The sequence below is a fragment of the Streptomyces sp. NPDC002853 genome (assembly GCF_053591915.1).
In genome coordinates this window covers 245,946-256,588 of sequence record NZ_JBSFUS010000005.1, presented here as the reverse complement: position 1 = coordinate 256,588, position 10,643 = coordinate 245,946, and the positions used below count along the sequence as shown (strand labels likewise).

Here is a 10,643-nt window from a genome sequence, read left to right as displayed (position 1 = left end):
CCCTTCAGACAGTCGAAGTGGTGTGCTTGGTCAGGTACTCGGTGATCTCGCAGATCAAGTCGTCATCGCCGTCCGGGACATCCGGCCCCGGATCGTCATCGCCTCCCCCATCTCCGCCACCGGGGCCGTCCCCGCAGACCTCGCAGTCCAGGTCCGTCCAAACGAAGCCGCGCGACCACAACGTGTGGGCGATCGACCCCAAGAATGCGACGAGGCTGCTCGGACCCAGCACAACCAGAGCCGCCCAGGCCGCAACAGCTGTCCACGGCTGGCCGAGGACCGAGTCCGCCAGCAGCGCCAGGAGAATCGTCAGCGCCCCGACGACCCTGTGCCCGCGGTTCAGCACCACCTGCCGGGGGTACCGCGGAAGGTCCCGCCACAAGGCGATCCAGTCCGCGACCAGGTACGGCAGCCGGTCCATCAGGCACCCCCAGCAGCCGCACGAGCCCGGCCCTTGTGGAACTCGCGAACGAACTCGTCGGTCAGCCCGGCACCCAAAGCGGCACCCAGCGGGCCAATCCCGGTGCGCGAGGCAGCCCACAGCTCCAGCCAGGCGGCCCGGGTCGCGCAGTAGTTGAGGACCGGGCGGGCGCAGCGGACCGCAAACACGACGGCGCCAAGCCCGCACATCACGGCCAGAGCCAGACCCTTCAGAGCCCACCGGCCCGCCCACGCCGCAGCACGGGCCAGCCGGCCAGGCTTCGCAGTGATCAGATAGGCGTGCACGGTGGACTCCTCTCAGATGGATGGGCTACTTGCGGTAGAAGCCGTTGCAGTTGGTGGCGAGGTGGTTCAGGCACGCCGGGCAGTCCTCGCGAGGGCCGAGCCCCTTGTGCGCGTTCTTGTCGTAGGCGTGCTGCCAGCACTGCGGGCACTGGCCCGGCGGGCACGACGGGATACCGAACAGGCCCATGGCGGGGCTCCTCTCGGTGGTCAGCCGCGCTCCTTCTCCGCCTCGATGACCCGGTCGTGCGAGGCCAGGTACTCAGGGCTGTCCGGGTCGGTGTCGGCGTTGTTGAAGGTCCCGTTGTGCTCCCGCTGCTCCTCGGATCCGAGGAAGAAATCGCTGATCCTGCCCATGGTGCGGTCCTTTCGACGGAGGGTCGGAAGTCGCTGACTGCGGTTCCCCTCGACCGGGCCCGTGCGAGACGGGCCCGGCGGGCAGCCGGTCAGCTCTCCGTGCTGCCGTAGACCTCGTCCAACTCCGCGGTGACGTCGGTGCACTCGCCGGACTCGATGCGGGCGTACACCTCCTGGCCCTTTGCGACGTTCTCCGGGCTGGTCAGGTCAATCTGCGGGTCAGGCATGGCGGTTCCTTTCGCTAGAACTTGAAGTTGATGTCGCCGTGGTGCACGCCGCCGCTGATGCCGAAGTGGTTGCCGTACACGACGGTCGTGTTCTGGCCGGGCTGCTCCTGCTCCTCCTCGTCCTGGTTGCGGTCGTCGGACTCTTCGCGGGATTCGTTGCGAGCCATGCGGGTCTCCTTCGGTGGGCTGGCTGGTGAGGGATGGATCAGTGCGTAGAAGTCAGATACGGGTCAGAGCAGGGATGCAGCCGCTTGGATGGCCGCGGTAAGAAGGGCCGCACCGAGGCCGGCCAGCGTCAGGTCGACGGCCCGCGTGAAGGCGGCCATCTTCGCGACAGTGATCCCGGACAGCGCCACCACATGGGCGCCCTCGGACTCCACCGACAAGGCCGCCTCAACCTCCGACGGCGCCATCCGCGCCCACAGCGGAAAGCCGGACCGGCCATCCCCGAGCCGTGGACGCACCGTCAGCAGGGCAACCACGATCGAGGCGAAGAACAGGAGACCCGCCACCACGGCCAGACCGAACGCGATCGCCGACAAGCCGACGCCCCTACCCGCCGTCCACAGGCCAGCCAGCGCCACCCCGTCGAACGCCAGCAGCAGCGACGCCTTACCGTCCACTCGGGCGATCAGCGACTGCGCCTCCGCGCGAGCCGTCGACACCCCCGACATCACGCAGCCGCCGGGTAGTCGAGGCCGTCGAGCTCGGCCAGCAGGTCCGGGTCGATCGCCTCAGCGTGGTCCCGGATCAGCTGCATCAGGTCGAACCGGCTCTCGGCGCGGGCGGCCAGAAACTCGTCGATCACATGCGCCGAATAGGCGTCATCCGCCTCGGCGACAGTGACGGCGGCGCGGGCCTTCCGGCCGAGCTCGGTGACGCCATAGTCGGCGTCGGACAGGAACGGAGACATAGCGGGGTCCTCTCAAGGACGCAGGGAACGGTGGTTGCTGGACGGGCGGGAGGACGCCGGCGAGGGGGACACCGGCGGCCACCGACCCGAACAGAAGCCGGGGTTTGGAGGTCGCGGGCTGCGAGGCTCGGGGGATGTGGCACCCGCAGCCCGCGACCAGATCAGGGGGTGCGGCGCAGTGGCAGAACCAGCGCCAACGGGGAAGGGGCGGCAGGGTGAAGCGCCTCGGCGAGCGCCGGCCACAGCCGGTCGTTGCGGCCGTCCTCCAGGTCGATGATCGTGACCTGCCAGGCATCCACAACCTGAGCCATGACGCTCCGGCCGATACCCCGCCAGACGAACCGCCGTTCACGCGCCGACAGTTCACGCCCGAACGACGTGACCGTCACACCGTCGCGGAACGACACCGGAACCTCGTGCGACCACAGGCCCTGAGTGGGGCTGAACAGCATCACCAGCAGGCCCGCGTCCTCGCAGACCCGACGGATCCGGGACAGCAACCGCACATCGGCAACCAGGCCGGACACGGCGGCACGCTGTTGCCAGCGCGCCCCGTCGAAACCGGGCCCGTCACAGCCGGGCTGTGACTGGTCCGTCAGAAACCCGGCCCGATTCGCCGCAGCCAGCACAGGGATCAGCTCCGAGGTCTCATCGTCCGGCCCGTATCCGGGGGCGTAGCCCGGCCACACCGACAAGTCGCCCTCAAGCCAGCGAGCCATCAACTCACCCAGCTCGGCGAACGACTGCGCAGCAGCCCACAGGCGACGGTCCGCACGGATCTTGCGGAGGCGGGCAAACATCACGACGCACCCCGCACGATCACCAGGAACGCGTCCGACGCAAGATCCATGACGACCTCCGCGGGCTGACCCTCCATGCGGCGGGCACGGGCGAAGTCCTCCGCCGGCCAGGAGCCACGCGGGCCACCGGCCGGGAAGCGTTCAAGCACGGTGCGGGGGCGGACGTAGGAGGCCAGCTCGTGGGCGGCCTCATCGGCAGGGCTCAGGGTCGGGGTTGCCGTGCTCATGATGCCGTCCCCCTCGCCGTGCGGGCCATGTCGCGGATGCGGGCGGCGAAGGCGTCGAGGTTGTCGGCGAACTCTTCGGCCTGCTCGGGCTTCATGTAGAAGTCAGTTCCGCCGTCGTCGACCATGACGAACGCTTCGCGCATGTCGGGGTCGGCGGCGAGGGGGTCGATGCCGATCCTGGCGAAGGCCAGCAGGTCCGGCTTGCTGTTCATACGGGGCACGTTGAGGTCGGCGTACTCACCGCCGTGCCACACGTCCTCGACGTGGTTCTCGTTCTCAGCGACGTGGTCCACGGTGCACCATTCCGGGCACTCGACGTAGATCCGCGCGCCCTTGATGAGGGCGGGGGAAAGGCGGGGGGCGGGAATCTCAGCTACTTCCGCCAGTACGGCGGGCTGTACGGTTGTGGCCATGGTTCCGGGTCCTCTCAGTGGTCCGAACCATCGCCCCGTTCCGGTGTGTCCGCACCGGGCGGGGCTTTTTCGTGTCTGTTGCTCCGACTCGATGACACCTATAGTTGCAACATGATGAAGCATGCGCAAGGGCATCGACATACTCGTCTGAATCCGTTCGGTCCTGCACCTGTCAGTTGCAACCTGATGTGGGATGATCGGCCAATGACCGATGAGGAGAGGGCTCGCGAAGAAGCCGCACTGAAGGAACTCGACGCGCTCACGTCCGCCTACAAGAAGGCGGACGCGGCACGCGAGAAGGCACGCGACGCCCTCCACTCCGCGATCGTCAAGCACCTCATGGAGCGCAACGCGCGACCGGGACAAGTCGCCGACCACAGCCCCTACGACCGCAATCACATCCGCCGAATCGCCAATGAGGCAGGCGTGCCGCCGCTCCGGGAACGGACCGTGCGAAGCGCCAAGGCTGGCGACTAGCGGAGCACTCACAGGGGATGGGGTCGGCATGGCATTGAGTCAACGCGCACGGCCTCAGCTGCGGCATGTACGGCGAGTGCACCCCGAAGGCACTCGACCCAGCACCGATGCACCCGCGATGCGCTCCCAATGCATCAGGCCAGCCTCAATACGGCGGGAGCCAGATAGTGGAAGTGGTCGACACGTGGACAGGCCAGCATGCACGCAATCTGCAGGCCGCGCTCCGCAAGACGAATGAGGGGTTCGCCGAGCATCTGGGCATCGCCATTCGCACGGTCGCCTCGTGGCACGCGCATCCCGAGATCGTGCCGCGAGCTGAGATGCAACAGATCCTCGACACCGCTTACGAGAGGGCCGGTGAGGCTGTGCGCCGAAGGTTCGCGCTCCTGTGTCGGCCTGCCGATCGAGCGGCGGAGGCCCAGGCGCTGCGTGTTGCAATCGCGGTCGTGACACGCGGGGAGGAGGTGCTCCTCGTCTGCCGACGTGGCGACGCGAGCCTGCGCTGGCAGTTCCCCGCAGGGATGGTGAAGCCAACCGGAACGCCCGAAGACGTGGCGGTACAGGAGACCGTTTCGGAGACCGGCGTGCACTGCGTGATCCGCCATCACCTCGGCGAGCGTCTCCACCCCGTCACAGGGGTCATGGCCAGCTACTACCTCTGCGACTTCCTCGCAGGTGAAGCCACGAACCGCGACGTCATCGAGAACGTCGACGTCGCGTGGGTGCCCATACAGGCATTGGGCAAGTTCATCCCGACCGACAAGATCTATTCACCGATTCTGGTCGCCCTGGAGGCAATCGCATGACCGAGCAGACCACCGACAAGCCCGGCATCTCCGCAGCCATCATCGTCCAGGGCGCCCGCGTCCTCATGGTGCGTCGTGCCGTCAAGGAGGGCGAGTTGATGTGGCAGTTCCCCGCGGGCGCCATCGAGGACGGGGAGACCGCCGAACAGGCTGCCGTGCGCGAGACGTTGGAAGAGACAGCACTCACCGTCGAGGCCATCAAGCTGCTCGGCGAGCGGGTCCATCCGAAGACGGGACGCCTGATGTCGTACACCGCGGCTCGCGTCCTGGACGGTGAGGCGCGTGTCGCGGACGACGAGGAGCTCGACGCGGTCGCCTGGGTCGCCCACTCGGAGATCAAGGACTACGTGCCATATGGCCTGTTCGAACCCGTTCAGGCATACCTCGACGGCGCGCTGCCGCACGACGCCTGAAAGGGTCCGCAATGACTCTGAAGATCTACCGCCAAGCCCAGGATGAAGTCCAGACGGTCGTTCCCCTGGCCACGGCACTCGACGACCGCCTCAGCTATGCGGCGCGCGGGGTCCTGCTGGAAATCCTCACCCGGCCAGACGACTGGGACGCCACCGCCGATGACCTTTCCCAGACTGCAAGGGCCGCACGGGGAGGCGCACACGGGGAAGGCCGTCGCGCAATCCGCGGGATCTTCGCCGAGTTGGAGTCCGTGGGGTACATGCGTCGCACGCGACACCGGCGCGCCAACGGCGAGTTCTTCACGATCCTCGAAGTGGCAGACATACCAAACAGCTGGGATGACCTGACCATCGATGAACCACGCCCCCCTCTCCCACCGCCCGGCCAGAGCGCCGTTGTCTATGCGATCGGTGAGCGAGACTCAAGCATCGTGAAAATCGGCACCACGGAGAACGCACGATCACGCCTCAGGCAGATCCAGACAGGCCACCCTCACAAACTGCACGTGAGGTGGTCGTTCGGCGGCAGTGTGGAGCTGGAGGACTACCTACATAAGCGCTTCGATCATCTGCGCCTGGAGGGCGAGTGGTTCGATTTCAGGGACGCCGACCCCGTCACTGAAATCAGCAAGGCGACGGACGCGTACTACCTTGCCCCTTCTGGCACCTGCGTCTCCTAATCCTCAGCTACAAGTACGCGCTGCTGCACTACGCCGACAGCGGGCTGCCCTCGTGGCTGATCCGTTTCCCCCTGCGTCCCGTCGCCTAAGCCGTGGGCGTCGTGCTGTCTACTGCGCCTGTCCGGCCGCAACGGCTGCGCCTGACGGGCCGGAACCGTTCCCCATGCAACTCGGGTGCACGGTGCGGATCCTCGCGCCGCATATGCCCCGTCCTGTTCGCGCCGTGCGGCGTGCCGCGGTGGCCTGCACTCTCACGCTATGAGTTCTGGCGAGGGGGCGCGGCATATCGGTCGCGGGCAGACGTTCAACTGCATCCACTGCGGGTTGCCGCAGGAGCGGGTACGGACCCTGGATAACGACTGGAGGATGCTGGAGCCGGGCATGCGGGTGCTGGCTCATCTGGTGCCGGCGAAGCACCGGTGGATTGAGCTGTCGGATGGCCGGGTGGCGTTGTACGAGGTGTGTCCGGTGGATGGGGTGCAGCGTTGCCGGATTGAGCATGCGCTGGCGTGCCCGGAGCAGGGCCTGCCGGATCTGTGGCCATGGCTGACGGCGTTGCGGGAGGAGAACGCTCGGAAGGCGGAGCGCGGGCCGGAGCCGCCCGGCGAGCCGGACACGGGACTGCCGGAGGTCGGCTAGCGGTGGAGGGTCTGGCGGGTTCGAACGTGTTGCGGCTGGATCCGTACAGATAGGCAAGCGGGGTGGGTGCCGGCCGCGCGAAAGGGGGAACCTTTCGGTAGGAGTGTCGTCGGGGTGGACGGCGTCTGGTGGCCTAGGCCAGAGTGTCAGACCCTTGGGGGACACTGTCATCGAGAAGCTACTGGGGGGTAGGGGCGATTCAGATGACCATTCAGGAACAGCGGCACGCCGACCACGACGACGACGTCATCACCGAGGTCACGCAGGAAGAGTTCCGTGAGGCCGCCTACGCGGCCCTGGACAGGCTCGGCTTGACCTACGCGCAGCTGCGCGACATGGCGCGCGAGCGCGAATTCAGTTCAGCTCAGGCGCAGTCCCTGTGGGTGTCCATCGGCGGCGCACTTGATCTCTGACAAGCTCCGTGACCAGACGATCGGTTTCACCAAGGAGATCCAAGCTCTCCTGAACGGCACCATCGCCAGTCACGTACAGATAAAGGCGGTCGCACTCCAGGTGGGTGACGACCGCCTTTTCATGCTCGGACACTTGCTCGACAAGCGAACACTGACGGCGCAGCGCTTCCATCTGAAGCCGCGGGCGCCCAAAGCCGAGATGTGGATGGACGTCAGCTTTCAGCTGCGGCTGGACGCGGAGCGCGAACACCTCATGGTCCACAAGTCCTTCATGGGAGTGTTCGGGGCGAAGGACGCCAAGCACGGCCTCTTCCACTACGACTACGAGCGGGACAAGGCCGATGGCTATCCAGACGCCCACCTCCAGGTAGATGCGTCGTCGGCGCTGTTCGGGACCCTGAATGATCCGAAGTGCGATCCGGGTCGGTCGCTGGCGCAGTTGCACTTCCCTGTGGGCGGCAAACGCTTCCGGCCCTGCTTGGAGGACGTGATCGAGTTCCTGGTCGTCGAGCGGATCGTCGAGGCACGCGACGGTTACGAGAAGCTCCTGGAGGCAGGGCGGGAGCGCTTCCGCAAGAACCAGCTGATGGCGGCGATGCGCCGCGACCCGGCCACAGTGGACAGGTTCGTCGACCGGTACCGCTCGGCCGAGAAAGCTTAGCCAGAGTCCCGCCCGTCCCCCTGCTGCCCCCGCCGTCGTTACCCCGACCATGGACCTCTCCGCCGATCTCCCGACCGCCGCCGATCCGCCGGCTCCGCTCCTGCCGCTGCTGACGCTCGGCGAGGCGCATGACGTGCTCGACGTGCTGGCCGCGGTGGTGAGTGGCGGCCAGGCGGATGTGGAGGCGGCCGGGGTGCTGCTGTCGAACCTGGCCGCCCGAGTGCCGTCGCGGGGCTAGCGCCGTCTCTGCGGGGGTCCGTAGGGCGTCTGCCAGGCGGGCCGCTGGTCTCGCCGCGGGAGGGGCGGGCGTGGCGGCTCGGACGGCTCGACGGGGTCGCCGTTGGTGTCGACCCACTCGCCGTCGCGCAGGCCTCTGGTCGCCTGCTTGAGGGCTTCACCGAAGGCGCGGATGGCGGCTGCGGCTGCCTCCAACCCGGGCTGCACGGCGTCGCGGATACGCTGCACGGTCTCGTCCACGATGGCGCGGGCCTCGGAGCGGACCAGGTCTGCATACCGGTGGTCGCGGCCCTGCTCGACGGTGCGGACCGCGTGGCGGGCGGCCATGCGGGACAGGCCTTGATTGTCGACGAGGCGGTCGATGAGGAGTTGCCGGGTCTCCCAGGACAGTGCGATACGCGGACGGTCGGCGGTTTCGGGCTCGTCCGGCCTGACGTCGATGTCGGTGACGTGGCCGATCGGCTCCCAGCCGTCTCCGTCAACGTCCGTACCAACGGGGGCGATCCACACCTGCGGTCTGGGTTCGGGTGTGGGCCGGCTGCGCATCGCGTCGGGTCCGACCGCCGCGTCGTACAGCGCGTTGTCGATCTGGTTGAGGATGTCGTCGGTGCTGGTCATCACTCGCCCTCCTTCTCAAGACCCCAGCGCCTGTCGTCGGCGGCGCATTCGGCGACCGTCGGCCCGTCGTGGGCGGTGAGGTGCCGCCCGTCGGTCCGTTCGAGCAGGTATCGCGCTACGGCTTCCGGGCCCTCAAAGAGCCGCACAGCGAGTGCCGCGGCATGGAGGTAACCGGATGCCATGCCGGCCTGGGCGTGCAGCAGCTCTTCCTTGTCGCCGGTGGTGGCATCGACCGCGGCGAGCATCTGCGCTCGGTCGGATTCCAGGCGGGCGATCAGCTGGCGGTAGGCGGCGGGCGGCTCCCCTATGAGCCTGGCGCCGCCGGAGCCCTGCACGGCACCTGTGGGCGCCTCAGAGCCGCCCTGAGGACGCCCGGCGCCTTCACGGGCCTCCGAGGCGCTCTCGCGGCCATCTGTGGCCGTCTGCGGGGGTGTTGGAGTGTCGGTCATGCGGGCTCCTTCGCGGGGAAGAGATCGTCGAGCGCGTCGAGGGTCGGGCAGGGCCATGGGGTGACGAGGCCGGTGCAGCGGCGTCCGTTCCAGCCGGAGCACTCGGCGCACACGGCGATCGGCCCGCGCTGCACCGGGTAGTGGAGTTCGGCGAGGCGTCGGCGCAGGGCCCGGACCTTGTTGGCCCAGGCCACGCCTCCGCCGCGCCCGTTACGGCGGCCGAAGCGGTCGATGCCCTTACGCAGCCGGGCCACTTCGGCAGGGGCGAGCTGGCCTCGGTCGGCCCGGTCGGCGAGGTTGTGCATCTGGGCGATCGTCGGGCCGTAGCTCACAGCCACTCCCCCGCTTCGTCGGTGAGCTGCACGGTGGTGGCGCTGGTGACGGCTGCGCCTTGGCCGCGTTCGTCGAGGTTGACGACGGGCGGCGGGTTCTCGATCAGGTCGGTGTCGGAGTGGCCGGACGGCTCAACGGCCATCGCGCCGGTCACGACGGGCCGCCGTTGATCGCGCGGGCGACGGCGAGGGCGTGCTCAGCGTCCTGCGCCCACGGCGCGGTCTCGTCGAGGGTGGTGCCGTTCCAGGACTCCAGCCAGTCGGCAAGCGCGGCCCCGACTCTGGGGTGCATGGCGCAGATGCAGTCGGCGATCGTCGGTGGGTGGCTAGGGTCGGTGGTGGTGCTGGCGACCACGTAGGGCACGCCGATGTTGTCGATGCGCTGCGGGTAGGGGCGCTGGTCTCGGTTCACGACGTACCAGGGGCCTCGGCAGTCCCTGAGGTTGGTGACTAGTTCCCGCAGCTTCTCGACTGCTGCTCGGATCTCGTCGGCGGGGCTGGTCATGTCGTCTCCTCCTGGTCGGTGAGGGCGAGTCCGATGACGAGGCGCATGCCACAGAGGGCGAGGATGCGTTCGGCCCAGTCGAGGGTGAGGACGGCCCGGCCGGTGATCATCTGGTTGAGGTGTTTGTTGCTGAGGCCGAGGTCGCGTGCAGCCTGGGCCTGGCTGATGCCGGAGAGGGCGAGCGCGGACGCCACGTGCAGGCGCAGCTGCCCCATCGCGGTCATGTGGTCCTCCTGTGGGCGGGTTTGCCGCCGGTTGCGGGCTTGATGCGGCCCCGGCTGTCGACGATGCCGTCGGCTTGGGCGAGGAGTTCGAGGGCGCGGCGCAGCACGGACGGGGTGTGTTCTTTGTGGGCGGCGAACGCGGCGAGGAGGCGGGCGGACCGGTCGTCGGGCATCCAGCGGACCGGCTGCCGGGCGGTCACGGCTTGGCCTTCCGCGCGGCAATGCGGTTGGCGAGCCAGAACAGCGCCCGCGCAGCAGCGGGCGGCGGTGGAGGCTTCGGGCCAGCCTGGGCGTCGGGCGGTTCGATGGCGCGGCAGGCGTTGTCTGCGATTCGGCGGGCTTCCGGTGTGGGCCATGCGGTGCGCACGTCGACGGCTGCGGTGGTGGCGTCGAAGATGCAGGCTCGGGTGGTGACGCCTCCTTCGCGGGCTGCGACGACGGCAGCCTGTACATCGCGGAGCAGGCGGTCGGTCTCGGGATCACGCATCGGTGGTTCCTCCGGGTGCGGGGGTGGGCGGCGGCCGTGACC

Annotated in this window: 27 protein-coding genes; 8 read left to right on the top strand and 19 right to left on the bottom strand. The window is 68.3% G+C overall.

All coding sequences use genetic code 11. The annotated features are described in order from the left end of the window. Positions 1–4 precede the first annotated feature (4 nt). From ACWD02_RS15675 to ACWD02_RS15625, 11 genes are all read right to left on the bottom strand, one after another. Positions 5–421, bottom strand: a complete 417-nt coding sequence (locus ACWD02_RS15675; RefSeq protein ID WP_451209948.1) for a hypothetical protein — start codon at positions 419–421, stop codon at positions 5–7. Then, positions 421–726: a hypothetical protein gene (locus tag ACWD02_RS15670; RefSeq protein WP_451209945.1), complete on the bottom strand. Its 306-nt coding sequence runs from the start codon at positions 724–726 to the stop codon at positions 421–423. Before ACWD02_RS15670 ends, ACWD02_RS15675 begins: the two co-directional genes overlap by 1 nt. A gap of 25 nt (positions 727–751) precedes the next feature. Continuing rightward, positions 752–913 carry a pRL2-8 gene (locus ACWD02_RS15665; protein WP_451209942.1) on the bottom strand — a complete coding sequence of 54 codons (162 nt, stop codon included), beginning with the start codon at positions 911–913 and terminating at the stop codon, positions 752–754. Positions 914–933: 20 nt separating this feature from the next. Beyond that, a complete protein-coding gene (locus ACWD02_RS15660) occupies positions 934–1,080 on the bottom strand; it encodes a hypothetical protein (protein ID WP_451209939.1) in 147 nt (48 codons plus the stop codon). 89 nt (positions 1,081–1,169) lie between these two features. Next, positions 1,170–1,307, bottom strand: a complete 138-nt coding sequence (locus ACWD02_RS15655; RefSeq protein WP_451209936.1) for a hypothetical protein — start codon at positions 1,305–1,307, stop codon at positions 1,170–1,172. A 14-nt stretch (positions 1,308–1,321) separates the two neighbouring features. Then, positions 1,322–1,474, bottom strand: a complete 153-nt coding sequence (locus ACWD02_RS15650) for a hypothetical protein (protein ID WP_451209934.1) — start codon at positions 1,472–1,474, stop codon at positions 1,322–1,324. 63 nt (positions 1,475–1,537) lie between these two features. Beyond that, positions 1,538–1,981: a Pycsar system effector family protein gene (locus ACWD02_RS15645; RefSeq protein WP_451210783.1), complete on the bottom strand. Its 444-nt coding sequence runs from the start codon at positions 1,979–1,981 to the stop codon at positions 1,538–1,540. After that, on the bottom strand, positions 1,981–2,220 hold the full coding sequence (locus tag ACWD02_RS15640; RefSeq protein WP_451209932.1) for a hypothetical protein: 240 nt from the start codon (positions 2,218–2,220) through the stop codon (positions 1,981–1,983). The genes ACWD02_RS15645 and ACWD02_RS15640 overlap by 1 nt, the downstream gene beginning before the upstream one ends. A 161-nt stretch (positions 2,221–2,381) precedes the next feature. Next, positions 2,382–3,020 carry a DUF6919 domain-containing protein gene (locus tag ACWD02_RS15635; RefSeq protein ID WP_451209929.1) on the bottom strand — a complete coding sequence of 213 codons (639 nt, stop codon included), beginning with the start codon at positions 3,018–3,020 and terminating at the stop codon, positions 2,382–2,384. Then, on the bottom strand, positions 3,020–3,247 hold the full coding sequence (locus ACWD02_RS15630; RefSeq protein WP_451210846.1) for a hypothetical protein: 228 nt from the start codon (positions 3,245–3,247) through the stop codon (positions 3,020–3,022). The genes ACWD02_RS15635 and ACWD02_RS15630 overlap by 1 nt, the downstream gene beginning before the upstream one ends. Further along, positions 3,244–3,660 (bottom strand): DUF6907 domain-containing protein, encoded by a 417-nt coding sequence (locus ACWD02_RS15625; protein WP_451209927.1) that lies wholly within the window; start codon positions 3,658–3,660, stop codon positions 3,244–3,246. Before ACWD02_RS15625 ends, ACWD02_RS15630 begins: the two co-directional genes overlap by 4 nt. Positions 3,661–3,771: 111 nt before the next feature. Here ACWD02_RS15625 and ACWD02_RS15620 point away from each other — a divergent pair, with 111 nt between their 5' ends. From ACWD02_RS15620 to ACWD02_RS15585, 8 genes are all read left to right on the top strand, one after another. Next, complete coding sequence (locus ACWD02_RS15620; protein WP_451209924.1) at positions 3,772–4,137, top strand: hypothetical protein; 366 nt, start codon at positions 3,772–3,774, stop codon at positions 4,135–4,137. Between the two features lie 167 nt (positions 4,138–4,304). Then, positions 4,305–4,943 (top strand): NUDIX hydrolase, encoded by a 639-nt coding sequence (locus tag ACWD02_RS15615; RefSeq protein ID WP_451209922.1) that lies wholly within the window; start codon positions 4,305–4,307, stop codon positions 4,941–4,943. Further along, the gene (locus ACWD02_RS15610) at positions 4,940–5,356 is read left to right on the top strand and encodes an NUDIX hydrolase (RefSeq protein WP_451209919.1); all 417 of its coding nucleotides are present in this window, start codon (positions 4,940–4,942) and stop codon (positions 5,354–5,356) included. The genes ACWD02_RS15615 and ACWD02_RS15610 overlap by 4 nt, the downstream gene beginning before the upstream one ends. An 11-nt stretch (positions 5,357–5,367) precedes the next feature. Further along, positions 5,368–6,036 carry a GIY-YIG nuclease family protein gene (locus ACWD02_RS15605; RefSeq protein ID WP_451209916.1) on the top strand — a complete coding sequence of 223 codons (669 nt, stop codon included), beginning with the start codon at positions 5,368–5,370 and terminating at the stop codon, positions 6,034–6,036. A 258-nt stretch (positions 6,037–6,294) separates the two neighbouring features. Then, a complete protein-coding gene (locus ACWD02_RS15600) occupies positions 6,295–6,675 on the top strand; it encodes a DUF6083 domain-containing protein (protein WP_451209913.1) in 381 nt (126 codons plus the stop codon). 203 nt (positions 6,676–6,878) lie between these two features. Then, positions 6,879–7,088: a hypothetical protein gene (locus tag ACWD02_RS15595; RefSeq protein WP_451209911.1), complete on the top strand. Its 210-nt coding sequence runs from the start codon at positions 6,879–6,881 to the stop codon at positions 7,086–7,088. Next, on the top strand, positions 7,078–7,749 hold the full coding sequence (locus ACWD02_RS15590; RefSeq protein ID WP_451209908.1) for a hypothetical protein: 672 nt from the start codon (positions 7,078–7,080) through the stop codon (positions 7,747–7,749). Before ACWD02_RS15595 ends, ACWD02_RS15590 begins: the two co-directional genes overlap by 11 nt. Positions 7,750–7,798: 49 nt before the next feature. Next, positions 7,799–7,987: a hypothetical protein gene (locus ACWD02_RS15585; protein WP_451209905.1), complete on the top strand. Its 189-nt coding sequence runs from the start codon at positions 7,799–7,801 to the stop codon at positions 7,985–7,987. On the opposite strand, the gene ACWD02_RS15580 is transcribed toward ACWD02_RS15585, so the two are convergent. Genes ACWD02_RS15580 through ACWD02_RS15545 form a run of 8 tightly spaced genes read right to left on the bottom strand, consistent with a single transcriptional unit; the run spans position 7,984 to position 10,601 of the window. Beyond that, positions 7,984–8,604, bottom strand: a complete 621-nt coding sequence (locus ACWD02_RS15580; protein ID WP_451209902.1) for a hypothetical protein — start codon at positions 8,602–8,604, stop codon at positions 7,984–7,986. The genes ACWD02_RS15585 and ACWD02_RS15580 overlap by 4 nt on opposite strands. Further along, the gene (locus ACWD02_RS15575; protein WP_451209899.1) at positions 8,604–9,053 is read right to left on the bottom strand and encodes a hypothetical protein; all 450 of its coding nucleotides are present in this window, start codon (positions 9,051–9,053) and stop codon (positions 8,604–8,606) included. Before ACWD02_RS15575 ends, ACWD02_RS15580 begins: the two co-directional genes overlap by 1 nt. Beyond that, entirely contained in the window at positions 9,050–9,385 is a 336-nt protein-coding gene (locus tag ACWD02_RS15570; protein WP_451209896.1) for a hypothetical protein, read from the bottom strand. The genes ACWD02_RS15575 and ACWD02_RS15570 overlap by 4 nt, the downstream gene beginning before the upstream one ends. After that, entirely contained in the window at positions 9,382–9,540 is a 159-nt protein-coding gene (locus ACWD02_RS15565) for a hypothetical protein (RefSeq protein WP_451209893.1), read from the bottom strand. The genes ACWD02_RS15570 and ACWD02_RS15565 overlap by 4 nt, the downstream gene beginning before the upstream one ends. Further along, positions 9,537–9,890: a hypothetical protein gene (locus ACWD02_RS15560; RefSeq protein ID WP_451209890.1), complete on the bottom strand. Its 354-nt coding sequence runs from the start codon at positions 9,888–9,890 to the stop codon at positions 9,537–9,539. Before ACWD02_RS15560 ends, ACWD02_RS15565 begins: the two co-directional genes overlap by 4 nt. Further along, the gene (locus ACWD02_RS15555) at positions 9,887–10,114 is read right to left on the bottom strand and encodes a helix-turn-helix domain-containing protein (protein WP_451209887.1); all 228 of its coding nucleotides are present in this window, start codon (positions 10,112–10,114) and stop codon (positions 9,887–9,889) included. The genes ACWD02_RS15560 and ACWD02_RS15555 overlap by 4 nt, the downstream gene beginning before the upstream one ends. Further along, the gene (locus tag ACWD02_RS15550) at positions 10,111–10,314 is read right to left on the bottom strand and encodes a hypothetical protein (RefSeq protein WP_451209884.1); all 204 of its coding nucleotides are present in this window, start codon (positions 10,312–10,314) and stop codon (positions 10,111–10,113) included. Before ACWD02_RS15550 ends, ACWD02_RS15555 begins: the two co-directional genes overlap by 4 nt. Further along, a complete protein-coding gene (locus tag ACWD02_RS15545) occupies positions 10,311–10,601 on the bottom strand; it encodes a hypothetical protein (protein ID WP_451209881.1) in 291 nt (96 codons plus the stop codon). Before ACWD02_RS15545 ends, ACWD02_RS15550 begins: the two co-directional genes overlap by 4 nt. Positions 10,602–10,643 lie beyond the last annotated feature (42 nt).